18 protein-coding genes and 1 pseudogene are annotated in these 22,769 nt (G+C 55.3%); 8 read left to right on the forward strand and 11 right to left on the reverse strand.

Annotated elements, in window-relative coordinates:
- Window positions 1-220: 220 nt before the first annotated feature.
- Complete coding sequence (locus GJW30_RS15705; protein WP_096356955.1) at window positions 221-910, reverse strand: hypothetical protein; 690 nt, start codon at window positions 908-910, stop codon at window positions 221-223.
- A gap of 74 nt (window positions 911-984) precedes the next feature.
- On the opposite strand from GJW30_RS15705, the gene GJW30_RS15710 reads away from it, so the two are divergent.
- Entirely contained in the window at window positions 985-1,668 is a 684-nt protein-coding gene (locus GJW30_RS15710; protein ID WP_130364517.1) for a hypothetical protein, read from the forward strand.
- 341 nt (window positions 1,669-2,009) lie between these two features.
- Here GJW30_RS15710 and GJW30_RS15720 read toward each other — a convergent pair whose 3' ends face one another.
- Window positions 2,010-2,624: a hypothetical protein gene (locus GJW30_RS15720; protein WP_096356961.1), complete on the reverse strand. Its 615-nt coding sequence runs from the start codon at window positions 2,622-2,624 to the stop codon at window positions 2,010-2,012.
- A 329-nt stretch (window positions 2,625-2,953) separates the two neighbouring features.
- On the opposite strand from GJW30_RS15720, the gene GJW30_RS15735 reads away from it, so the two are divergent.
- Window positions 2,954-5,758: a hypothetical protein gene (locus tag GJW30_RS15735; RefSeq protein WP_130364519.1), complete on the forward strand. Its 2,805-nt coding sequence runs from the start codon at window positions 2,954-2,956 to the stop codon at window positions 5,756-5,758.
- Window positions 5,759-5,765: 7 nt separating this feature from the next.
- The gene (locus GJW30_RS15740; protein WP_096356969.1) at window positions 5,766-7,583 is read left to right on the forward strand and encodes a pre-toxin TG domain-containing protein; all 1,818 of its coding nucleotides are present in this window, start codon (window positions 5,766-5,768) and stop codon (window positions 7,581-7,583) included.
- A gap of 165 nt (window positions 7,584-7,748) precedes the next feature.
- Here the strand turns inward: GJW30_RS15740 and GJW30_RS15745 are convergent, their stop codons facing one another.
- Window positions 7,749-9,125, reverse strand: coding sequence for a hypothetical protein (locus tag GJW30_RS15745; protein ID WP_096356971.1), 1,377 nt, complete (start codon window positions 9,123-9,125; stop codon window positions 7,749-7,751).
- 265 nt (window positions 9,126-9,390) lie between these two features.
- Between GJW30_RS15745 and GJW30_RS15750 the strand changes: the two genes are divergently transcribed.
- On the forward strand, window positions 9,391-9,924 hold the full coding sequence (locus GJW30_RS15750) for a DUF805 domain-containing protein (RefSeq protein ID WP_096356973.1): 534 nt from the start codon (window positions 9,391-9,393) through the stop codon (window positions 9,922-9,924).
- Between the two features lie 1,314 nt (window positions 9,925-11,238).
- Window positions 11,239-12,060, forward strand: a complete 822-nt coding sequence (locus GJW30_RS15760) for an outer membrane protein (protein ID WP_096356977.1) — start codon at window positions 11,239-11,241, stop codon at window positions 12,058-12,060.
- Between the two features lie 785 nt (window positions 12,061-12,845).
- On the opposite strand, the gene GJW30_RS23015 is transcribed toward GJW30_RS15760, so the two are convergent.
- From GJW30_RS23015 to GJW30_RS22730, 3 genes and pseudogenes are all read right to left on the reverse strand, one after another.
- Complete coding sequence (locus GJW30_RS23015; RefSeq protein WP_245408531.1) at window positions 12,846-13,343, reverse strand: LbetaH domain-containing protein; 498 nt, start codon at window positions 13,341-13,343, stop codon at window positions 12,846-12,848.
- 180 nt (window positions 13,344-13,523) lie between these two features.
- A pseudogene (locus GJW30_RS23235) lies at window positions 13,524-13,619 on the reverse strand (phenylacetic acid degradation protein PaaY); the annotation flags it as partial.
- Window positions 13,620-13,683: 64 nt separating this feature from the next.
- Window positions 13,684-13,893 carry a hypothetical protein gene (locus GJW30_RS22730; protein ID WP_130364521.1) on the reverse strand — a complete coding sequence of 70 codons (210 nt, stop codon included), beginning with the start codon at window positions 13,891-13,893 and terminating at the stop codon, window positions 13,684-13,686.
- Window positions 13,894-14,207: 314 nt separating this feature from the next.
- On the opposite strand from GJW30_RS22730, the gene GJW30_RS23240 reads away from it, so the two are divergent.
- From GJW30_RS23240 to GJW30_RS15785, 3 genes are all read left to right on the forward strand, one after another.
- Window positions 14,208-14,516, forward strand: a complete 309-nt coding sequence (locus GJW30_RS23240; protein WP_157746764.1) for an H-NS histone family protein — start codon at window positions 14,208-14,210, stop codon at window positions 14,514-14,516.
- Between the two features lie 586 nt (window positions 14,517-15,102).
- Window positions 15,103-16,068, forward strand: a complete 966-nt coding sequence (locus GJW30_RS15780; RefSeq protein ID WP_130364525.1) for a hypothetical protein — start codon at window positions 15,103-15,105, stop codon at window positions 16,066-16,068.
- 261 nt (window positions 16,069-16,329) lie between these two features.
- Window positions 16,330-17,067: a recombinase family protein gene (locus GJW30_RS15785; protein ID WP_096356987.1), complete on the forward strand. Its 738-nt coding sequence runs from the start codon at window positions 16,330-16,332 to the stop codon at window positions 17,065-17,067.
- A 253-nt stretch (window positions 17,068-17,320) separates the two neighbouring features.
- Here the strand turns inward: GJW30_RS15785 and GJW30_RS15790 are convergent, their stop codons facing one another.
- From GJW30_RS15790 to GJW30_RS15810, 5 genes are all read right to left on the reverse strand, one after another.
- Window positions 17,321-17,671, reverse strand: a complete 351-nt coding sequence (locus tag GJW30_RS15790) for a hypothetical protein (protein WP_130364527.1) — start codon at window positions 17,669-17,671, stop codon at window positions 17,321-17,323.
- Window positions 17,672-18,163: 492 nt separating this feature from the next.
- Entirely contained in the window at window positions 18,164-18,385 is a 222-nt protein-coding gene (locus GJW30_RS22735) for a hypothetical protein (RefSeq protein WP_130364529.1), read from the reverse strand.
- Window positions 18,382-20,886, reverse strand: coding sequence for a VapE domain-containing protein (locus GJW30_RS15795; protein ID WP_096356991.1), 2,505 nt, complete (start codon window positions 20,884-20,886; stop codon window positions 18,382-18,384). Before GJW30_RS15795 ends, GJW30_RS22735 begins: the two co-directional genes overlap by 4 nt.
- Window positions 20,887-20,957: 71 nt before the next feature.
- A complete protein-coding gene (locus GJW30_RS15800) occupies window positions 20,958-21,152 on the reverse strand; it encodes a hypothetical protein (protein ID WP_096356993.1) in 195 nt (64 codons plus the stop codon).
- A 489-nt stretch (window positions 21,153-21,641) separates the two neighbouring features.
- A complete protein-coding gene (locus tag GJW30_RS15810; RefSeq protein ID WP_245408532.1) occupies window positions 21,642-22,730 on the reverse strand; it encodes a tyrosine-type recombinase/integrase in 1,089 nt (362 codons plus the stop codon).
- Window positions 22,731-22,769: the final 39 nt, after the last annotated feature.

The raw sequence follows: 22,769 nt of genomic DNA on the forward strand, positions 1-22,769 counted from the left end.
GGGGGGTGTCAAGACAGCCAAAATACCTTGAGCTAACGGATAGTTGCGCCTAGATAGCAAACGCGGACGATGTTATTCGCCGCAGCGCACCATCGACATTGTAGAGACCGCTGATGACGAGCCCTGCCACGGCTCGGTCGGACATGCGCTATCGCGTTGTGATTATTGCACAGTTTTGAGAACAGCGATTTTGCGGCCCCAATTTCGGCCCCAATGATGATCAGGGCCACTTCACTGGGTTGCGGCTGACCAAAGAAATGAGTTGATCCTTCGGCACAAATCGAACTTTCCCGTGGACAGCCACAATCAGCCCCCCGGACGAGCTTCGCAGTATCCGCGCGTCGACCATCCCAACCTGCTTAATGTGGAGGTCGTAGCGATTATCGGTCGAAGCGTACAAATCATAATCGGCCTTCGCTTGTCCCGAGTTGTAAGTGAAGAAGATGACCAGCAGTGCAAGCGCTCCTGCTTCGATCCCTGATACTCGCGCTTCGACGCGGTGTCGGACAAAAATCACAGTGGCCATGTACAAGGCCATGCCGAAGAAGGCCACAGCCTGTAAGAAGTCTGAGGCAAGGAAGCTAACCGGTTGCCAAAGCAAACCTGCGAACCAAAGTGCAATGCTGCAACCGAACAAAATAAGCGCTTTAGACTGCCAGCCGACTATCCTAAGAAGTGCACCTGGCTTCTTCGCAAAATCGTCGAGCATGCCGACCGTGCTTTCATTCACGACGATGAATAGCGCGGATACAAGTCCGTAAGCCACGCCGAACGCATATACTAAGTTCGATACGTCGACGAGACCTAGAAGATGCATTCCTACTTTATCGAAGTAACCCACTGTAAAAAGTGAAAGTAGTGCGGTCGCCAAGACAGCGATTTGCGGTATGTTTTTAAATAGCTCGAGCATCGTGAATTTAATTTGCCACAATTGACTGGCGAGCGCTTAGATTCGTTGCGCTATCCACACGATTGAAGGCCGACATGATGTGGCTGAATTTACGCCCGCTCCAATGTTACGTCAGCTACGACTATCCCCGGGGGCATCCCAGAATATCGATCGAGGTAGCGTCGACTGCGACCTACTCAGATGTTTTCGAGCTGGCGACAGGTGAGAAGTTTTGCGATCCACGTTTCGGCGCAACGATCTCGGCGGGCGTTACACTCTTCACGCGCACAGAAGCGGACGCTGCAGGCCCCATAGGAAGAATGTTTTACGTTGGGCGTGCGGAGGACGGCAGCCGATTGGATTTCTCCTTCGGTATGCCGCTTACCCAGATTGATTCCTTAGCGAGCGAATTGGTCGCCGGTCGGACCCCAGTTCGTATCACGATCGAACTCGCGCATGATTGGAAGGATGCAAACGACCCGTTGCGAAGCAACCATAACAGTACGCTTTGGCTGAACGAGCCGCCTAATGAACGCGACGTCGATATCGTGAATCTAAACGTCCAGTTTCAGACCATGCCGCCGCGCGAAAACTCTTCGGACGAACCTGCGCCGCGGTCACCGCTGCAAGATGTATCTAGTCGACTTGATGCGATTTCGTCGCGGCTAGAAGCCTGGGAAGCTTCGCTCAACAGTGCAGCGCGGACTCTCGTTCTCGTTGCCAGTGTTATCTTCCTCGCATATCTCACGCGATCAATGTGGCTGTGGTTCGCAGCTTAGCTAGCCTCATAAACGATCCCACGCCAGCGCCGGCCTCGCTGTTCTGCGTGCCATCTGATTTGGTCCGCCTCCAAGCCGAGCTGTAGCAAGCCTTGCATTAGCACCGCGCGCCACCCTCCCCGCTCGTATCCTTCAACGAGATCGTCGTATCGCCAAGTATCTGCAGGCTCCCGGAATACGAGCCAGTCGCAGCCGTACTGTTCGCGCACCGCGGCGCGCCAAGTCTCAAAGTCTGTCATGTGAGTGATTCCCCCTTGCCAGAAGAGGATGTCACAGCAAAAAGATTTGTCAAATCAGGCACTTAGTGTACGGTCAGCAGATGCGCGACGTACTGTCAACCCTCACATGTTTTGGAGTTTGTAGGCGAGGATAGCCACTGGCGTGGTTAGGCACATAAATGACGCCCACATGGATCGGCTAATCAGCGCTATGTGACCTGCGGGCGGGCTTTTCAGAGCAATCACAGAAAACAATCGCGCCTCACGGTCGTTGCAGATGTATAGATAGCTGGTTCCTGCGAACATTAGTCCGAAAACGAAAAACCATGTGACCCACCCCAGCCCTTTGAGCACTTGTAGCGCAGAAGCCTCTTTGATCAGCGTAGTCACAGCCGCGATGCAAGCGGCGTGCGCGACCAATAAAAGGTTGCACATCTTAATCCGAGCGTCCGAAGTATCTTTTTCCAAATCCATCAGCTCTTTACGGCGCGCGTCGGCTCGCTCGAACACTTTTTTCGAGGCTTCCATATTAGCTTGCATACCGTCTTTAAGTTTGGCGAGGTCGCTGCCGATCGCTTGCAGTTTTTGGATCGCTTGCTCGGGGTCGAGCTTTAACTCGGGATTCGCAACAAAATCGCTGGCAGCTTTTTCAATCCGCTTAACTTCTAGCTCAAGCTCCATCTGCTTAGCGACGATACGTTCAGTCTCTTCCGTTACGTTTTTTCCTTCGTCCGACATTTCGGCGGCCTCGCTATGTTGACCGCGTGCAATATGTGCCGAGATAGCGTGATGGACAACTAGTGCGAGCCGCGCCCTTGCCACTTCTCCAGTCCCGGGTTCATCGCCTCGGCCGCACCCTCGCAAAATGCCCACAAGCGCTCGTCGTCCGAGCCGAACGTCTGCTCAATCTGAATCAGAAGAGCGTTGAGATAGCGGCGATAGTCTTCGTATGTCGGTATCGGCAGTGTCGGCTTGCGCCGGCGGAGGCGCTAGGCGTAATCTTCTCGACTATGAACAGGATTGTACGGGCGTCATAGCCAAATAAAACTGCAGCGTTGGAGGCCATCGTGCTCGACACCAATTCGACCGACAGCATTTTTCGCTTCACCCAAATTCGGCCAACACGATCGCTCGCATCTACCAGCGCAATTCCCCTGTTGAACAGCTCATTCGCTCGTAAGCTTGCGAAAACCACAAGAACGAAATGCCAGGCAGAGGCAATCGATTTTCTCAAAGCAGCCGGGTCGATCGATCAGCTACTTGATACAAACGAAAACAAGAAACTTGTATCGCTTTTGCAATCTCTAATTGCTGCGAATGCTCCGGTCGCGACGTTGCGCCAGAACATCACAAGCGGCAGAAGAGAATACTTGGCTATGCGAAAGAGTGTGTCAGATTATCTCCTTGCATCAAAATTTCAGCGTATCGGTCAAGGTTTCGCGGAGACTTCGCTCGATCTGCTTTACAAAGGTTTCGCAATCCTCGCAGATGATCACACTGTCGCCGATAGCGCGCTGCTCAGCGAGGTCGTGAAGCGTCCGCTTCTGCTCCCTTTTGAAATCACCGACGACGCGGAGCGCCCCCTTCATTCTGCGGCAGCGCCCAATACCCATCCGACTGCTAACCAAAATTTGCCAGATCCTCAGCATATCTACGCTGCGCTTACGGAACTGACTGGGTTGTATCGGCCGGAGCTTGTAAATGCTGATCTTGAGGACGACCATGCTAGCACCAGGCCTGCGCGCGATAGAGAGCCGCAACTAGCGCTTAATAAGAAAGGGCTCGCCTCGCTTTCTGCCGGGAGCCGCTCTGCGCTAGAGGCTCTCGATTTAGATCCTGCGGCAATGTCCGTCCATGCGATAGCTGCGGCTCTTGAAACGACACTTTCGCGTCTCAGCACGCTACCTGTAACTCCCAGGGGGGTGCACATCTTGCCAAGACCGCCCGTTGTTGAAGGCTTTCCTCGCATTGCCGCGGGCGTGCGCGTAGCAGGAGTAGCGGATCTGCTTGTTGTGAAGCAGCATCTGCACAAATATCGACGAACGGACATCGCCCACGTTGAGAACGTGTTGCGTGGGGAAAAGAAAGTAAGAACCCACAGACAATTCGATCGCCAAGAGCAGACCTTTGTGTCGGAGGTCGAAACAACGCACGAGAAAATAACTGAACTTCAGACCGCGGAACGCTTTGAGCTGAACCAAGAAACTCAGCAGACGATCAAGCGCGATCAGCAGGTCGGCTTCAATCTCAGCCTTTCTGGGAAATACGGCCCAACTGTCGAGTTTTCCAGTCAAGCAGAAGCCGAGATTGAAAACTCGCGCGAAGAGACAACTCGCAGCGCCCTAAATTACGCAAAAGACATTATGCAGCGCTCGCTCGATCGGGTTGTGGAGAGCGTTCGGGAGCAGCGCGTCCAGCGTATTATCCGAGAGCAAGAAGAAACCAATCTGCATGAAATCGCGAATGAGACTGGAGATCACGTTACGGGTATCTACCAGTTTTTAGAAAAAGTCATGACAAGCCAAGTCTTCAACTACGGGATCAGGACGATGTTTGATTTCATGGTTCCTGAGCCTGCTTCGTACATTTGGCATCTGGAGAGTACGCCGGCAGCGGATGTTGAATTACCGCCGCCTCCCGCTGCTCTCAAGACGTATCTACCAGGTCCGACACACGTTACTCCTTACAATTATGCCTCAGTAGCAGCGATTTTTGGTGCGCGCGGAATTGAGCCACCTCCGCCTACATTCAAAACTGCGGTGGCAGCCGTCAATCATGGCGAAACCGGTGATGAAGAAGGCAAGCCGCGTAGCGTCGTGGAAAAGGAGATTGCAGTTCCGGAGGGTTATCGTCCGGTGTCTGCAGTGGTCCGGGCTATGGCGTTAACAGATAATGAGCTAACGCTAGGCATCACGCTTGGGTCCGCATCAGTAATTTGGCGTCCAAGCGGTGGTCGCGTCACAGCTGTGGGCGGTGGTCATCGGCTTGGCGCTGCCAATATCGCTCTCTCGATATCAGCGGCGAGCTATCCCTATGACGCACAGAGCAAACTTCTGCTTCATGTTTTAGCTTTTGAGAGCAATGCTTATTCGGTTGTCGCGAACGTGGTTTTCGCTCGTTCGCAGGAAACTTTCAGCGCGTGGCAGATCCAGACCTATGATCTGATTGCTCAAGCTGCTCTCGAGCAGCAGCTCAAGTACGAACAAAAGGTCGAAGATCTCAAAGCCAAAGCAGCGGGCGCCGCCGCCAATGCGGCCGCACAATTCGGTCGAGCTCCATCGCAAAATCTCAAAGTAGTCGTTGCGGAACTGAAAAAGCACTGCACGTCGATCCTCACCAAGCAGCGCTACGAGACTTTCGGTGCCGTTGTGGATGGCGATCCGCCGTACTTCAACTTCGACAATGCAGCGAGACAAGGCGCATTCATTCGTTTTTTTGAGCAAGCTTTCGAATGGGACCAGCTTCAATATGTATGCTACCCATACTTTTGGTCGCGCCGGGAAACTTGGTCAGAACGGTTCCGCCGCCAAGACATTGATCCAACGCTACTAGAGTTTTTGCAGGCCGGCGCAGCCCGCGTGGTCGTGCCAGCGCGGCCTGGATTTGAAAACGCGATCATTCATTATTTAGAGACAGGGGAAATCTGGAATGGTGTCAGCGAGCCGCCTCGCATCAACTCTCCACTCTACGTCTCGATCATCGATGAAATTAAGGAGCGCACGGGTGCTTCGCAAGGAGAACTTCCAGTTGGTGCATCCTGGGAGACGATTGTGCCAACACCATTGGTTGCCATACGCGCAGAAGATGATTTGCCGGAATGGGTAAGGCAGGACGTGCAAAGCTGGTTTTGGGAGGAAGCTGAGAGCAACTAGAATCTAAATGAGCAACATTCGGCCGTACAAAAGAGCTCTCGAAGACGTCAAAGCCCTTTTGGATAAAACACTCGCTTCTGGGAAATCGAGTTCGTTCGAGATCGCTTTCCTTCGCGCCACAGTCGCGATCATGGAAACGGATCTTCAAACTCCCAAAAAGTTACTTGAGCTGGATGATTTGGCCTCTCCGGGTCAAAGTGGCGCGACCATTTGGCGAAAAGGTGCTCAGGACGCAGCCGAAAAGCAACTTTGCCCCGACTTAAAAGACCCTCAAAAGTATCGAGAATTCGACGAAGGCTACGCTAAGCTTTCGCTCGAGCTGCGGCAGAATGTACGCAAGAAAACGATCGTGCTCGGCGATACTCAGATTCTGAAAGTTACGCACAATCGAAGAACGGTTGAAGTCGTCGATATGATCGCTACTGCGCTCACAACGTCGTTTCAGTTTCACAAGACCGATGCTGATTTTTTCCGTAATCCGCCGATGGTCGGTCTAAAGCGTTTGCTGGATCAAGATCGACCTGATTTGGAACAAGCACTCCGCGCGGCACTCGCGCTTCCATCCGACATTGTCGAATACAATCTGCCGAAAGAAAAGCGACCTGCCTATGAGGAGACAGTCGAGTTTGTTGTCAGTTTTATTCCCATAATTGGCTCCCTCGTTGCAGGCTACGAAGTCATCAGCGGCAAAGATCTCTTCGGCAGAGAGTTGTCAGACGTTGAACGGGGTATTCTCGCTGCTGGCATTTTGCTTCCCTTCGCCGCTCGTAGCGTTAAGAGTGGTCGAGCCCTATATCAAGCTGAACGGATGGCAACGCTCTATGGCGAAGATGCTGCGAAACACGCTTATGCGATGGCGATGGGCGAACGTCTCTCTAGCGATTTAATGACGTGGTCCTTGCTGCGAGAGGCCCGAGCCACTGTGGCCACGGAAAAGAAAATTGCCAACGACGTTGCAAGTGATTTGTCCGACAGGCTCACTCTTCTTCTCAAGGATGCACGGTCGGCCACACCACAAGCTGTCGATGTCGTATTTGAAGACGCGTTCAAGGCGCTAGTGAAAAAGACCGACAAGCTTGCTGGGTTGGATTCCCTCGCTGTGGAGCGGATAGCGGCAAAAGGCATCAACGAAAGCCACGTCAAAGGGCAACTTCTAGAAGAGATGCTCGAGAACCGCGTTGCAAGCTGGCTACGTGAAGGTACCGCTAAAAAAGCGCTGGGTCTTGATCACGTGACGGGCAAAATCGAGTTTGTCCCGGGACATATGGTGCGCGACTTGAGTGGACGTCAGATCACCGACGGAATTTTGGTCACGCAGGTTCGTGACGAGCTGCAGATCGTTGCTGTGTTCGAATGCAAGGCTGGGAAGCATGCATCACGAGAACTATCGAAAGGTGTGACGAGCCGCGGTGACTTATCAAAAAATGCCGAAGCTGAGCTGCGGGCTTACGCTAAGGACGTACTCCGCGAGGTTCAGGAACAGGCGAGACTAGAAGGCCGCACGGCAACCGATACGCTCGAAAGTATCATGAACGACGTCAAACTCAACGAACTAGGCGGGCAAGTGCGTCGCGATATTGAACGGCTCGTTGACTCCTCGATATTTATCGGGTCGCTGAGGACGCCAGTCAAAGTCTCTCCAAAGACCACAAAGTTTTTTGGCGTACTGCCGAGCGATGTGAAGGCTAGTGCGATTACCAAACAACTCAAAGAAAATGGGATCACGAACTTCGAAGTGATGGGCATCAATATGAGCGAAAAAGAACTAAAAGCCGCGGCGAAAACTCTAGCTGACTCGCTGAAGTTGACCATCGTAGAGCCATAGGCCTACCTGCTAAACGAGCGTGATGTCGATCAATGCCATAAGTTCGAACCCCTCAGACCTTGCGTCTAACAAGCGAGGTTGTGCTCAAAATTTCCCGAAAGCTCGCCCCCGCTTCAGGTCGTATTTTTCGACGTTTCCTCGCGCGCGTACAGGTCGCCGACGCAGTCACGCTAGATCGAAGAACGTTCCCAGTCCGGTGTCAGCCAATATAGCCACATCAAGCCGGGTGATCGAATACGCTTTTCCAGACTCGATCACAGCGAACATCAGATCGTCGCTAAGATCTTCGCCAGCTCCGCTGAAGTTGCCATAGTGAAAACTGCTGCCCGCAGTTAAGGGAACGAGCGAACCGTATGTCGCTTGCGCCTTTTGGCCCTCGAAGAACAATGTCCCTCCATGATTGCGGACTGCAAGGTCGTAAGGGGTCGCAACATGGGAATCTAGTCGTCCTGTCGCCGGGTCATGAAAGCCGATGAAGCCGAGAGCATGACCTAGTTCATGCATCATGACGCTGACCGCGTCTGCTCGATTTGCTGGAACGGGTCTGACGCCGTCGAAAGGAGTTGGGTCAAACCAGAGAACCGTTTGCAGAGCATCTGCGTCAATTTCGATGCTGATGTCGAAACCTGAACCGTTCGGATCAGTTCCGGTGTTTATCTCATACGCCGCGCCGGGTTGAATGATGTCGCGGCCTCCGCTCCTTCCTATGAAACCACTCGTCACGCTTCCGGCCGACGCTATCGCTGATGACGGCAGGTTTGTGATGAGGACCTCGACTTCTAAAGAGGCTTGGCCATTCAAATAGCGATCCCACATGATGCCGGCTTCGATGATCGCGTTTTTTATCGATGTGTAATACGCCGCATATTGCCCGGTGGGATCGTTGATGGTGACGTTCCAGGCAATCTCGCCATCACTCCACCTCAGATCGTCGCCGTCGAACGAACCCCCATCTGCGACTTCGATGTTCGAAAAGGAAGGGCCCGATTGGGGGACCACTGCGGTGCCGTTGTTCAGCGCGCTCACAAGGTCATTGATTGAATTCCCTAGGCCGCTTTTGTCGCCATCTACGATAATTTTAGCCAACGAGGCTGCGCCGACGATTGCACCGCCGTTTACACCGCCGACCCCAAGTTCGGCTGCCCGAAGATTGTAGAAGTTTGCCTGCGATACGAAGTACGCGCGGCCAGCCGATGTCTGCTCGGTCAACGGCACCATGCTGTCGTAAACGAGCGCAAACTTTTCCTGGATCGCGTCTCGATCGAGAACCAACGCGTCAAACACTGCCCTCGCGTCAGCATTGAAGCGATAGAGTGCCGCGAAAGAGTTGATGTAGACATTCTCGTCGTTGAATACGGTGCTCCCGCCGGCACCGAAGTTCGTCGTGTTGTTGTTATTGATGAGAGCGGTGTAGCCGTCGATCGTTGGGACACCGAACCCCAGATAAGCATACGCGGCTGACAGTCCCTTGAATTGCGAAGTGTTCTGAGAGGTCGAGGCAACGAGAGACTTGAGATCTGATAGCGACAACGCGGCCTCCATTGGCAATAGCCGGACAGTCGTGAAAAACTACGTGCAAGCGAATTTCCAGAGTCTTAAACGAAAAACTAGAGATCGGCAGCGCTTTAGTTTGATCCAGACCTGCGAATGAGTGCGTTGTTTCGCCGGCATCCGTTTTATGTCGTCATTGCTCACGGCATATCCCAGCCGCTTCGAGCAGCACCTTCATGAGCACGCGAAAGCGTTTGCTTAACTCCACGAGTTGGTTTCGAGGTAAGCTGGGCTAAGTGAGGGGGGATGACGCGCGATGAGCCACAATTCGGACGGCAGTGCTGACCACATAGCCCATTCACCACTGGCCGCTTACTTTCCGCGCTATAGCCGGCGGAAATTTTGGCTTTGGTCGCTTGGACTGCTCGGTCTAGCCGTACTGATGCTGGGCGCAGTGGCGGTGATGAATAATCCTACGGGAGGCAGCGGTGGCGCTGGCGCTTTCTTCATCCTGCTTGCGCTCTTCATAGCGCTGTATTGCAAGATGCTTATTCACCGCCTGCACGATCTTAATGTCTCGGGTTGGTGGACGATGTTGTTAGCACCGTTGCTAATCTTGCTGCCGATCTTGATGTATCGCGAGTCCCATGAGGTCTACCTCCGCATCGAACAAAGTTATGAGGCGCAACGAGCCATCCAAACATACGTATTGGCGATGCTCATCGGCTCCTTCGGTCTGCTGCTTGGTGGATTCGTAACGATGGGTTCTTTGCCAGGCACAGCGGGGCCAAATCGCTTCGGGTCATCCTTACGAAATAAGATCGAGCCGGATCTGCCTGAGGAGACGTGACCCGGCTCTGGCCCAGCGCCATGAGGTTTCGGACAACAGGGTGCTGGGTTGCGCAAGGCTTGCATGCTGCGCGGACAAAAGCGAGTGAAGCTAACTTTGAGGCGTGGCGGCCATGCGATTGAAAAATGCTACGGTGTCGCCGTGTGGAGCGTGATGCATTACTGAGCAAGCTAGCATTCGAATTACCTACGCAGCCGGGCGTATCCTCATCATCACGTGATCAGCAGAACAATTCGATTGTGCTGAAAGCGCTTGTCCCCAGTTAAGCCTGAGCAAGTCTTGAACAGGCCCTATTTTCATTGATCACGACAGTCCGCAAAGTTTCGAAGTTCTCGGCAGGTTGGGCCGTGCGCGTCTTGCATGAAGGATTTCCGCGTTTCGAGATTGATGTTTTTGGCCACTTCTTTCGTCGCGATCAGGCCGGTCTTGCTGCTGCGATCTGTGGAGCGCACGTTGGCGTACCAATCGCTGACCTATACGAAATTGGTGACTTTGAGCGCTGCGCGCGCTGCGAGAAAATTCGTCGTCGAGAGTGGAGCGGCTAGGTTTTCGGCGCCGACTTCGCGAACAAGATTGCACCAATCGAGACAGGGACAATACTTATCGCGGCTGGTACCGCGGCTTCCGTCCAATCAATCGAAGTAGCGATCAACTCGACTATGGCAACCGAGATCCCAACCCACGCTAAGCCAACGAAGATGAGAGCCACAGCAAGCTGCCGGAGGGTGATCACGTTGCTCCCGATAAAAGCGGAAAAGAAACTAACGAGCCGGGCGCTCAGGCGCGGTGCTACGGCCGAACAAACCCGGCTCTAACTCTATGGCTCCATCAAAGCCGTAGAGCTGACTCATCAACGCATAGAGGTGGAGGAAAAGCGAGCCGGGCCTCGGAGGGTTGAGCTTCGCGCCCGGCTCTCACCCGGTCAGGGCGGTCCAGACCCGCCGAGCTGAATCACAAGTAGGCAAGCAAGCCAGAGCGCTCAAGCCATCCTGCCAAACGCTACGCGCCCCAGCTCTACCAGGCTCTCAAACAGGCCGACGGGCTGACCGGAGATTACCCAAAGTAACTCGGACTTCGACTGTCGTCGCGAACGAGATGCTAATCATGCATTTGCTGGCGAGATTGACCCTTAATGCACATCGACAGATTGTCGCGATGTGCGCGCAGGCGTACGCCTGCTTTCATCACGATACCGGCCACTTGTCCGATTGGCCCTGATTAAACCTGGCTGTGCTTTCTGCGGCACATTAAAAACGCCGCCTAGTGTGTTCTTGTGAAGCCAGTGGGGAAACGCTGGGCTTGGAGAACATAACAATGATCAAGACTTTGACTGCGGCGTCTGTCGTCGCACTATTCGCGGCAGCGCCTGCGCTCGCCGCTGACCTCGGCCGTCCTGTCTATAAGGCAATGCCGATGGCGCCTGCCTACTTCTCGTGGAACGGCTTCTACATCGGCGCCAACGCCGGCTACGGGTGGAACGATCGAGACGTGATCACCACGGGCCAATCGACTGCAAACATCGCCAACGTGGCGGGCGGTGCTCGTCCCGGTACCGTCGGCATGAACCCGAACGGCTTCACCGGCGGCGTGCAGATGGGCTACAACATGCAGGCTGGCAATTGGGTGTATGGCATCGAAGCCGACATCGCTTACACCGACTTCCGCGAAACTCGCACGATCACGACCACTGGTCTTGCACCAGGGCTCGCGCCGAACCTGCAGAACACGTTCCGTCAGGAACTTGAATACCTCGGCACGGTTCGCGGCCGTCTCGGCTACTCCTGGGATCGTACGTTGCTCTACGTCACCGGCGGTTTCGCTTACGGCGGCGTGAACAACAGCGCTTCATTCACGGGTGCTAACGGCGCGGTCGTCCAGTTCGACGGTGGACGCGATCGCATCCGCACGGGCTACACGGTCGGCGGCGGCATTGAACATGCTCTCGCACAAAACTGGAGCGTGAAGCTCGAATACCTGTACTACGATCTCGGCCGCGAGCGCGTGAACGTTGCGCTGGTGCCGGGCAGTGGTGGTGCGGCCACGGGCTACGACAGCCGATTCGACAACTCGGGTCACATCGTCCGCGCCGGTATCAACTACCGCTTCGGCGGTGTTCCGATTATTGCGTCCTACTGATCCTTCCAAGCCTCAGAACAGACGCAGCGACCCTGTTGCCCGAGAGGGCGGCGGGGTTTCTGCCTTTAGGGCACCGATTAAGTTTGAGATTTAGGGTTAAGTTGAGAGGCGTCTTGCTTCTTCGGCGTTCCGCGGCAAAACCTTTTGAGCCAGAAGAAAACGCCTACCCCAAACTATCTAGCTCCGTCGTTCGCGACGGAGCTTTTTTGTTATCGGATGCGCGGGAACATCGTGCTCACCCCATCGTTCGGTTCACTCAGCGCGGCTTATCTCCGTTTGCTCGCGCTGCCAGCCGTCGCCTCCGGGGTTCTCAGCATCCCAAGAGGCGGCGCGCAGGGCTCGGAACAAATTTGCGATGAGCGCTGTTGTGTCAGCCACGTGGGGAGAAACGGAGAATCTCATGAAGAAGATCTTGATCGGCGCTGCAGCTGTAGCGCTGTCGGCCACCTTCGCAATCGCTCAGACACCTTCGTCCAGCGGCAGTACACCGGCAGGCGCTGGCTCGCCGTCATCGACCAATCCGAATGCACCGCCGACGCCTCCGGCAGGCAGTGGCACAGGCTCGCGCGGTAGCCAGCCGAATACGCCTGGAGCAAACACTCCAACGGCTTCTCCGTCGCAGCCGGCTGGAACAGGCTCACCAAACACACCGGCCGCAAGCCCGCAGCCCAACTCTCCTAATCCGGGTCGCGGCGGCTGAGCCGCGGGCTGCTTCGGCGAAACGGTTCGGAGCAAACGAATTAAACCCCGCGGTGTCGCCGCGGGGTTTTTTCTTGGCGCCGCTATCAGCGCGGAGCGGCTGGGATAACGTTCGGGTTTTTAGCCTCAATGAACGCGATTATCTGCCGGGCCGCAAGAATGTGTCTGTGTCGCGCATACCGATGCAGAGCGCGATCGCCCCCGATCAATCTGCCAAACAATTCTTCGACCAGCGCTACGTCGGCATCGCACAAGCCAGACTGTCGAGCGCCATCGGCGTTGAACCTAACATGTACTTCCGATGAAGAAGCGACGCCGAACGGAATGACGTCGCTGGTTACAGCGCATCCATCTTCAATCTTCGCGAAAGTGCCAATTCGAGTAAATTGCTGAACCGCGCTCAAGGTGCCGATATGGACGCCGTTGCTGATGCGGCAGTGTCCAGCGATTGCAGCACCGATTTCAAAAACAACACCGTCTCCAACCACGCAGTCATGCGCAACATGCGCGCCCTTCTTGAATATTCCATCGTTGCCAATTGTTGTCGGGTAAGCCCGGTCGAGTAAGGCGCCGTTGAAAGTCACGCCTTGGTCAATGACGTTTCGATCTCCGACTACGAGCCGCGTTTGTTCGCCGTTGTATCTAACGTCCTGTGGCGCTGAACCAAACGACGAAAAGTGGCCAAGTACGTTGTGATGGCCAAAGTCAGTATGACCCGAGATTGTAACGTACGACGCTAGACGCGTGCCGACACCGATAGAGACGCAAGGACCGATAATACAGAATGGGCCAATAACAACGTCAGCGCCCAGCTGCGCGTCGGGATGTACGAAAGCAGATGAGTGTATAATCTGGGACAAACGATATGCTGAAACGTCCTGATTGAGGGTCCTCGTACCGTCGGATACGAGGACCCGAAGACGACTACATCTCTTTCATCATCTTCCGCTTCTTCATCTTCTTCGACTTCATCATCTTCTTCTTTTTCATCATCTTCTTGTCAGACATCTGCATGGTGAAGTCTGCATGCCCTGCAAGAGCGGAGATTCCAGCAGGTGTAGATGTGCTCGCTTGGACTTGAGGGCTGGCGATTAGCAGAAGCGACGCTGCTGCGGCAAAGGCTAGAGCTTTCATTGAAGTCTCCATACGCAAGCGTCCCCACAGATAGTCTACGCTGGACGGGCGAAATTTGTTGCTTGCTTTGATCAGGTTTTTGGAAATTTTTTCACGCCGCCAATTTCAACGATCGGAATACTGAGTTGAGAGGCCACGAACTGCGCTGTCTGCGACCGACAAGAAAGTTTTTGAATAGTTGTCGGCAAACTAGCCACCCGCGGGTAACCTGATTCGAAGATCGACACGCTGCGTTGAACGATTTCACCGCCTCAACCCGTCATCCATCACGGCGCCGTGATACAATGGCGTGTGGATCGTGGGGACGAACCAAAATGCAAATCGATGTTGAAGCTCTGAGTGTAGAGCAACTCATTAGGCTGCAAGATCAAATCTCCAAACAGCTAGAGGCTCGGCGCACAAAAGCGAGCAGCGACCTCGCGCAGCTCAGTCTGTATTTCGACAAAAGCCGTAAGCCGCTTAAGAAACGGGGTGTGAAGCCAGGAACCAAGTTCGCGCCAATATACGTCGGTCCTGCGGGGGAGACTTGGACGGGCAGAGGCAAAACCCCCTGTTGGCTGAGACATCAACTCGCAATCGGTGCAGACCCAATTGCGTTTCGAATCAAAGAAGATCGCGTTTAGGCGCGGATCGAAACGGTGGACCGAATGATCGGTCAACGCGAAGTTAACTTGCTGTTAACTGCGACTCGCCGAACTTCACTATGTTCGACGACAACTTTTCAAACCCTGCTTCGGTCTCCAGGACGAAGCGGGGTTTCTTCTGAAGGCAAGCGCGCGAATTGAGCTGCGGTGATATTGGCTGCAACAACGGTTCCGCTTTATCCGATCTCACCTTTCCCTTCACACCTTGCAAGAAGTGAGTCGGAGCGCTCAAGGCAGGATGCCGCTGCCGAGTGCTCCGATTCCGACCCGATTAGATGCAGGGCACTGCCATCGGGCTGGTGCGCGAATAGCAAGAAGCGAGCCGGAGCGCTCACGGTGGCTGCTCATCGAACGCTCCAGCTCTAAACCCGTAGTGCCCTCCAACAGGCCAACGGACTAATACAACCGTAGCAAAAGAATCGGACTGCGCGAGGTTTTCTTCAATGACCTCACGCGCCGTTCGGTACGAAGCGTCCCCATTCATGGCCTCGACGTCGTGACGCCGCTTCGAATGAACCCTTCACCGCAGTCCAGCGACGAATACGCAATGGGGCTGGAGGGCAGCATGACGAACCTCAAAAAGATCATTTGCGGGCTATCTTTTTTGGCCACCGTTGGAATGGGCGGTTCGGCTGAAGCGGAAATCCTCAGAGCGGCACAAATGGCTCGTGGCGTGTCAGTTACGCAGTCACAGTGCGCCGCCCTCGGCACGGCCGTCTGGGCGGTCGTTGCGAACACCGGCTATTGCGTCCGATACTACGTGTCCGTGAAAGGAGGGAAAGGGATGATGCCGGCCGTTTTCCTGCAGGGTGACAAGCTCGGAACTTATCGTGAATCCACCCGGAGCTTCTCTGACGCCGGCCCTAGTGCAGACATTGATACAGAGCGGCTGCAAGCGCTTGCCGACGAATTATCGTCGATGACGAGAACAACCGGCATTTACTTGGCACGCCCGGGAGTTGACGGGTCCGCTGGCCATCACGGAGATCGCCGCAGCTGGCTCGAACTATACATCGTTCACGTCGCTCTCGACGCAATTAAGAAGAAAGATGGGTACACGGGTTTCCATCTCGTAGGTCAATCTGGCGGCGCTGCCCTCGTGGGCGGATTGATATTCATGCGGGCCGACATAGGTTGCGCTGTACCCGGCGCTGGCCGGTTGGCGTTGCTCGGGGAGACCTTCAACGTCAAGGATCCATTGCGACGTTTGTTCGATCCGGTTCGGGAAGTCGCGACCATTGCCCGACGCACGACACGCATCATTGTCGTGACCGATCCCGAGGACCGTCTAGTCAAAGCCAAGAACCAAAATGCTTTTGTAAATGCCGTCCGCAAAGCTGGTGGCCGCGTCGAGCAATTCTATGTTCAGGCAACGGATGAGGATCGCCACGGCGTACGTCGTTATGCTTTTCGAGCCATCGAAGGGTGCATCAAGGGCGAGTCGCAGCAGCATATTGCAATGGCGTTGGAAGTCCTGAGGCAATTGTACACTGTGCAGGCTGTTCGCTCTTCCTCTCCTAAAAAAGGTTAGCGTGGCTAGACGCTATCCAGAAAATTCGTTCAAAGCATGTCGCGTCGATCGCCCACAAAGTGAACTTCACTAGCGCTTTTATTGCAGGCGCTTCGTATCGAGCTTGGAATTGATCGTTGATTCAACCGTCGCTGCCAGACTTCAGCGCGCCAACTTTGAGGAAACCTTTGCCTTATCGGCAACACTCAGCAGTTGTGCGACGCCGCACACGAGATTACATTTCAATCAACGGACGTCGATTGATATGTAAAGGATAGGACTATGATCCAGCCCAATAAGTTCGTCGTCTATCTGCGCGTGTCGACTAGTCGTCAGGGTCAGAGCGGCCTCGGAATCGAAGCGCAGCGCTCTGCAGTGAGAGAATATCTGCGCGATGACAAGGGCAAGATCGTCGACGAGTTCGTTGAGATCGAAAGCGGTTTAAAGGCAAGCCGACCCCAATTGGAGGCGGCGCTTGCTGCTGCTCGTACTCGCCGAGCAGCGCTAATCGTAGCTAAGGTAGATCGCCTGACCCGCTCAGTAGCGTTTTTATCTCGTTTGCTTGAAGCTGGTGTGGACGTTCGCTTCTGCGATCTTCCACAGATTGAAGGCGCCACCGGCCGGTTCATGCTGACGCAACTCGTGGCAGTCGCAGAGCTGGAAGCTGGGCTTATCAGCGCTAGAACAAAAGCCGCTCTCGCGGCCGCCAAGAAGCGAGGCGTGCGACTAGGCGGTGATCGCGGCGGTCGCTTAACGGAAGCGGCTCGCAAGCAGGGTACGGAAATACGAGTTCGAAACGCTAGGACAAAAGCGATCGACCTGTTCATGATGATCGAGTCTGCGAAGGCTCACGGTCACGATACCCTTAGCGGAGTGGCCCGGTACTTGAACGAGCGCGAAGTTCCAACGGTCCGCGGTCATGGACGTTGGCACCCGGTTCAAGTTTCGCGAGTGGCCGTACATATGCGAAAAGCTGAGCGCTCGCGTTCAAACATGCGTTTTGGCGAAGGGTCAATCTAGTCGTTGAATCTGCTCATCGCTCAACGCCTCGAAATCTATCGCTAGCAGATCCTCTCTCGGCGGTGAAAAGCGTCTAACTATCGGCGCCCCATTGCGTCGAGTTCTTGTTATTTGGGCTACGCCTAAGATTGACGGCGCGCAGAGTTGAGCTTCACCGCTTTGCACGAGGTTCGGTTCGACAATGGTCCGAATAATTGTGAGAGGCACGAAGCGCTGAGGGCAACTCCTTTCCAAGCGAGCGAGCCGACTAGCGCTAGGCCGCCGCATCTGACAGCCGTTCCTCAAGCGCCGCTATACGGTTTTCTTGATCCAGCATTCCACAAGCGTTCGTGAACTTATCGATGATGCTGGCTAAGCTCATCGCCTCTTCTGGAGTGATTTGTCCGCCTGCGACATAGTCGCAAAGGCGGGCGATCGCCGGAGGAACATCTGCAAGAGAGTTCAAGGGCTGCCAATCGGGCAGTTTTATTAGGCGACCTCGTGGCAGAGGCGCAATACGGTCTAAGACAATGCGCACTGCAACTGTGTCGCCCGCTAGAGCAAGCTCAATCGCTTTACGAGCAATAGCCTCCATTTCTCCCGCGAACAAAGCTTCAACGGCCAAAGTGCGCTTGTTTCGACTGCCTACAGGTCGCCCAGGCGGTCGGCGAGCGTTTGGTTTTGGATTTTCCGTCACGTAGTTTATCCGAAAACTTTCGTATGCCTGTGCGCATCTCGGCGCAGCGCCGCAAGCAGAAATGATGAGGGCTCCGCTAACGACTTGGTGTCGAGCAGAGGCGAGCGCGAGAATGGCCACGGGAATTTCATTGCGACGCATTATAAGGTATTTAGTTTGGATGCGGGACGGGGGAGAATGGGTGCCAATGGGTATAAACATTAAGTCTTTTTTAGATGCACCATCTCATCGGGGGCGAGCAACCGGGCAACCGGCAACCGGGGTTGTTGACTTAGGCTATATGGCAATATCCATGACTCTACAGCGTTATACCAATAGTTGAATCATCTCTAAGGAATCGTCGGTTGCCCTGGTTGCTCAGTTGCTCGTCAATGTTTTCAATAACTTATCTGGCAACCGGAACAACCGGGCGTTTTAAATTTAAGGATGATCGGGCGGCGGCTTAGTCAACTCAGCTTTAATTTTACGGGGTCCACCCCTGGAAATCGCCTGGCGCCACTGCATCAGGTCCTTGTTGATCCAGCGTGTGAGCGCTGCGCGTTGCTCGATTGGCAGATGCGGCGCAACGGCCGCGAAAGCTGCCCAAGCACCTTGGGTGTAGCCACGCCGATAAGATTGATCGGGATCCTCGAACGGATTCATGCAGGCACCCTGCCCTGCATATGGATGACGTTTGACGGCGGGGCAGCCGTAACGGGGCTGACGCCGCCAACAGCCGACGCGACATACATTTGACCTTCGCTCATCGGCCCGCGGACCCACAGCTTGCTTTTTCCGCTTCGACCCGGAAGTGCACGGGTCGTGTATTTGAAGCCGCGAGCACTCATGAACGACTGTACGCTGAAGGTGATGTTCTGCCCCGTGGCGTGCCTTAGCGCTGTTTGCAGGTCTGCCGCACTTACAAACGAATTGGCTTCCATTCGCGCCACGATGTCGTCGAGATACATCTCGAATGACTGAACCTCGCGCGCGTCCTCCTGACGTTCGCTCGCCATAGACCAGACCGACTCGGGCAAAGCAAAAGTTTCGCCTTGCGCTTCGTAGTGCGCCGCTTCGCCGACGAGCTGGTCGAGGTTTGCTCGAAGCCAGTCGAGATTGATCCTCTGCGTTACCATCACAGGCAGGAAGCGTCGGTTGCCGGTGTCATCAACGAGAAAGCGTTCCTGGTTCGTCGTACCGATAAAGATGTTGCGCCGCGGCCTCGTCTCGTTGCTGCGTGCGTAAGCCGGCCTGCCCTCGTCAGCAGTTTTGCTCAGCATTGCTTTGACGGCGTTCGCGTTCGAGTTTCCGCGTCGACCCATCTCGGATATTTCGACAATTGATTTGCCGGCCAGCGACAAGATTAAGTCTTTGGACTCGTCGCCCAGCTTTATCGAATCAGTAAACCACTGCTCGTTGAGTGCCAGGATCGCTACAAGCGTCGACTTCCCGCTACCCTGAAAGCCGGTCAAAACGACCATGGTATCGTGCTTACAACCGGGCTGGCGTATGCGACGCGTCATCCCGCCTATGAGATTGCGTCCGACGGCTGTGTGGTATGCATCGTTGGGCACGCCGAGCGTTTGCGTGAGCCACGTTTCTAAACGCGACTGCTTGTCCCAAGCCGCCTGCATTTCCGCGAGCTTGTCGACTGCGGGATCAATCTCATTCTCTCGTGCAATGGTTTCGAGGGCAGCCCAAAGAAGACTCTCTGGCGGGTTATAGTTCGACCCTGTGGAAGCGGCGACCGTGCGTAGTGCGGCGACCACTGTATCTCGGAGAACGGTCCATGCTTGCCAGCGATCGCCGCGAACCTCGATGCAATTCTTCCAAGCGTTGAAACGGATTTCGATGCCGCGTTTCGCCAAAAGGATGCGGATGTTGTCGCTATTCGAGTTGTCGACGTTCCCGCGTGCGTCGCGCTGAAAATCATCGAAGGACATCAGGCTACGACGCGTCAGCCCATAGAAGTGATTGACAGCCCGCGAAACCGCCGAACGATCGATTGTCGGTGAAAGTGCGCATACCGCGTCGTACGTAGTTTCGTGCGCAGCTTTCAGAAGCGCTAAAGCTTCGACGTTCTGAATTGGATCCGCGATCATTGAAGGAATGGCCGCGTTCAGCGCGCTAACCATTGGGCTCGTGCAATTGTCGGGCACCGCGGGATGGTGTTCCTGGCGCGGCACTCGCGCAACCTTCTCAAGCAGAGGCAGACCAATCTGTCCGAGTGCTTCTTGTCCGCCAGTCATCGGCATAGCGCCCGGCGTCACGCCGTTAAACATCGCGGCCGTGCTTTTGCGCACGGTGCCTTTCCAGCCGAGCGCGTGTGCGCGTTGCAAGAAGGTTGCGAGCGTCACACTGTGCGTCTCGACCTCGTATGAGAACGAATCCCATTTCGCCTGTGCGATTTCATCTGTGACTGTGTCGTCGAATGTCACCCGCCACAGCTCGAATCCGTCGTCGCCGAACTCGGCTTTCAGCGCCATCCCCACGGTTAGCCACGAGTCGTAGTCGGTGAATTGCTCGCGCTCGACGAGCCACGACAGGACCTTGCCTACGTCGGCCGGATCACGCTCCCCGACCTTCGAGATTGCCGAACGCGCCGCCGGTGCGCGCACCACATGCTCGAGCAATGCGGGCGGTGCTACCGGGGGCTCTTCGTTGTTCATCAAAACGTACGGCTTGTCGTCGACTTGACTGCCCGCCGCGACGACGTAGCCATTGTACACTCGCGTATCGACGACAGCCTTTTTCGTATCGGGCTGTTTGCCTACGAGCGCGACCTGGCGGAGCGTCGAGACGTCGAGATTGTCCGGCACGCGAAATGCGAAGTGCCATCCGCCACTGGCACTCTGGCAGTATGGTTTCGGCGCCGGAAGCCCGCGCGATGTGAACCACTCGACGCAAAGCTGCCAGGCACGTTCGCGGCCGACTTCGCCAATATCTACGTCGACGAAGATCAATCGCGAATTGCCGGCAACGACCCCGAAGTTGCAGCCCGGATTTGCCTTGTCCCAGGCAAGCCATTGCGAAGCACTTTTGCTGCAATCAGCGGCGAAGGACCCGACGATGCCTGTGGGCTCTTTCTGCCCCGGCAAAATAGGAAAGAGCGCAGCGCCGATGCGCTGATAATACGCAATAGGCAGGCGAATTGTTGAAGACATAGAGCCTCATGAGCGCGCTGTAGCTGTCCGCACAACGCACCGCTTGTTAGAGTTTGATTTTTTCTGTCCGACTAAGCGCTCTGGCGGCGCGCCTTCCATTCGGCGAGCCAAGCGTCAAGGTCTTCTGCGTAAGCAGCTAAAGCCGAGCCGATGCGAAAGACCGGTGGAGGTCGTTTCCCACGTTGCAGTTGGCGCTCGAGCCAGCGATCGGTTTGATTGAGATACGCAGCGATGCCCTTGCCACGCCAGATAAGGCGTCTGCTCATGCGGCGACGTCGGCCGTAGCAGCCTCACGCCCCCTCACCCAATCTTCATTTGCCTGGGCACTGATGCGCGTAATGCGCCCGACTTTGAAAGTGCGGGGAGCTTCGCCGCGCGAACGGAGCAGATAGAAAAATGAGCGGCTGAGCCCATGGGCGCGGCACCACTCATCGACAGAAAACGAGGTCATAATTTTTCACCTTGCGATAGGTGACGAGCGCCCGCCGATCGTATCCCCTCGATCCTTTCGGTTTAGCCTTCGTCAGTTTGGAGTGATGGGCGCCAGAGGTTCTTTATCGCAAGTGAGCCGAGTGAAACGTGTATGTCGTGATTGTCAAAGCAGACTTGGCGTCCATGGTTGACTATGTAACACAATCTACGTGTACTGTCAACCATTACAAACCCTTTGTACCCAAATGCCAGAGTTGTATCAGTACGTTAAACGGAAACGTTAATAGTTTTTTAGACGCGCAAATTAAGTGTTGACAGTTTGTCTAACCGTCTGCGTTGCAATACGTTTCCCAAGCATTCATGAGTTCCCTTCTCTTCCGAAGTCCATCCCCACGTAGGTACGCGCGGACAACTGTGTCGCCGACCGAATGCGCAAGCGATAGCTCCGCAAGCTCGTGTGGATAATCAGTTTCTTCCGCAACCCAGTCCCGGAAACTCGATCGGAAACCGTGCGGCGTTGACCCTGTGACACCCATCGCGCGCAGGGCCAACAGCAGCCGGCTATGTGCCATCGATGCATGTCGCTTCTCCCCTGGAAAAACGTGCGAGCCGATGTGCGGCAAACCGCGCAGCATCGCTATCGCGCGAGGTGCCAACGGAACGCGATGTTCGCGGTTCGATTTCATGCGATGCGCGGGAATCGTCCACAAGCCGCGGTCCACGTCGATTTCTTTCCAATCGGCGCCGATCACCTCGCCGGTGCGTGCTGCCGTCAGGATAGCGAATTCGAGCGCCCGCTCCGCGATTCCATCTTTCGCCCGCAGCCGATCCATGAACGCCGGAACATCCGCGAACGGCATCGCCTCATAGTGCTTAGCGCCCGTGTCTTCGCCTTTTCGCTCGCGCTTGGGCAGAGCCTCGACCAGGTTGCCTTGCCACGCTGCGGGGTTAGCTCCGGCTTCGCGCCAGCCCTTAACCACGGCGAAGTCGAGCACGCGTTCTATTCGGCTACGCAGCTTCTTGGCAGTGTCCTTCCGCGACCATATCGGCTTCAGCACGTCGAGGACGTCTTCGACTCCGATGCGGTCAACGCGCAGCGGCCGCAGCTTGGCGGCGTCTTTGCCAAGCGTTCGTTTCCAATGCCGCAGCGTTTGGATGTGAGAAATCGTGGGGCCGGCGACATCAGCAATGTACGCATTGGCTGCCTCCCCGAAAGTCGGTGCCACCACTGCAACGCGGAGTGATCGCGGGTCTCGGCCCTCGGCCAGTTCGCGGCGAAAGTCGGCAGCACGCTCGCGCGCCCGCGCAAGCGTAACGTCGCGCATCGAGCCTATGCCCAGCTCGTGACTTCGGCTCTCGCGCGAATAGATGAAGACCCAACGACGGCGCTGTCCGTTGATGCGAGCGAACAACCCGCCTCCGTCAGAATGCTTGCCGTCGGCTTGAAGCGC

The organism is Variibacter gotjawalensis (genome assembly GCF_002355335.1).
Classification (GTDB): domain Bacteria; phylum Pseudomonadota; class Alphaproteobacteria; order Rhizobiales; family Xanthobacteraceae; genus Variibacter; species Variibacter gotjawalensis.

Bases quoted from the DNA above. Each gene is read 5' to 3' on its own strand.
- GJW30_RS15705 (WP_096356955.1), bottom strand. From the start codon at position 910: ATGCTCGAGCTATTTAAAAACATACCGCAAATCGCTGTCTTGGCGACC.
- GJW30_RS15710 (WP_130364517.1), top strand. From the start codon at position 985: ATGATGTGGCTGAATTTACGCCCGCTCCAATGTTACGTCAGCTACGAC.
- GJW30_RS15720 (WP_096356961.1), bottom strand. From the start codon at position 2,624: ATGTCGGACGAAGGAAAAAACGTAACGGAAGAGACTGAACGTATCGTC.
- GJW30_RS15740 (WP_096356969.1), top strand. From the start codon at position 5,766: ATGAGCAACATTCGGCCGTACAAAAGAGCTCTCGAAGACGTCAAAGCC.
- GJW30_RS15745 (WP_096356971.1), bottom strand. From the start codon at position 9,125: ATGGAGGCCGCGTTGTCGCTATCAGATCTCAAGTCTCTCGTTGCCTCG.
- GJW30_RS15750 (WP_096356973.1), top strand. From the start codon at position 9,391: ATGAGCCACAATTCGGACGGCAGTGCTGACCACATAGCCCATTCACCA.
- GJW30_RS15760 (WP_096356977.1), top strand. From the start codon at position 11,239: ATGATCAAGACTTTGACTGCGGCGTCTGTCGTCGCACTATTCGCGGCA.
- GJW30_RS22730 (WP_130364521.1), bottom strand. From the start codon at position 13,893: ATGAAAGCTCTAGCCTTTGCCGCAGCAGCGTCGCTTCTGCTAATCGCC.
- GJW30_RS23240 (WP_157746764.1), top strand. From the start codon at position 14,208: ATGCAAATCGATGTTGAAGCTCTGAGTGTAGAGCAACTCATTAGGCTG.
- GJW30_RS15780 (WP_130364525.1), top strand. From the start codon at position 15,103: ATGACGAACCTCAAAAAGATCATTTGCGGGCTATCTTTTTTGGCCACC.
- GJW30_RS15785 (WP_096356987.1), top strand. From the start codon at position 16,330: ATGATCCAGCCCAATAAGTTCGTCGTCTATCTGCGCGTGTCGACTAGT.
- GJW30_RS22735 (WP_130364529.1), bottom strand. From the start codon at position 18,385: ATGAATCCGTTCGAGGATCCCGATCAATCTTATCGGCGTGGCTACACC.
- GJW30_RS15795 (WP_096356991.1), bottom strand. From the start codon at position 20,886: ATGTCTTCAACAATTCGCCTGCCTATTGCGTATTATCAGCGCATCGGC.
- GJW30_RS15800 (WP_096356993.1), bottom strand. From the start codon at position 21,152: ATGAGCAGACGCCTTATCTGGCGTGGCAAGGGCATCGCTGCGTATCTC.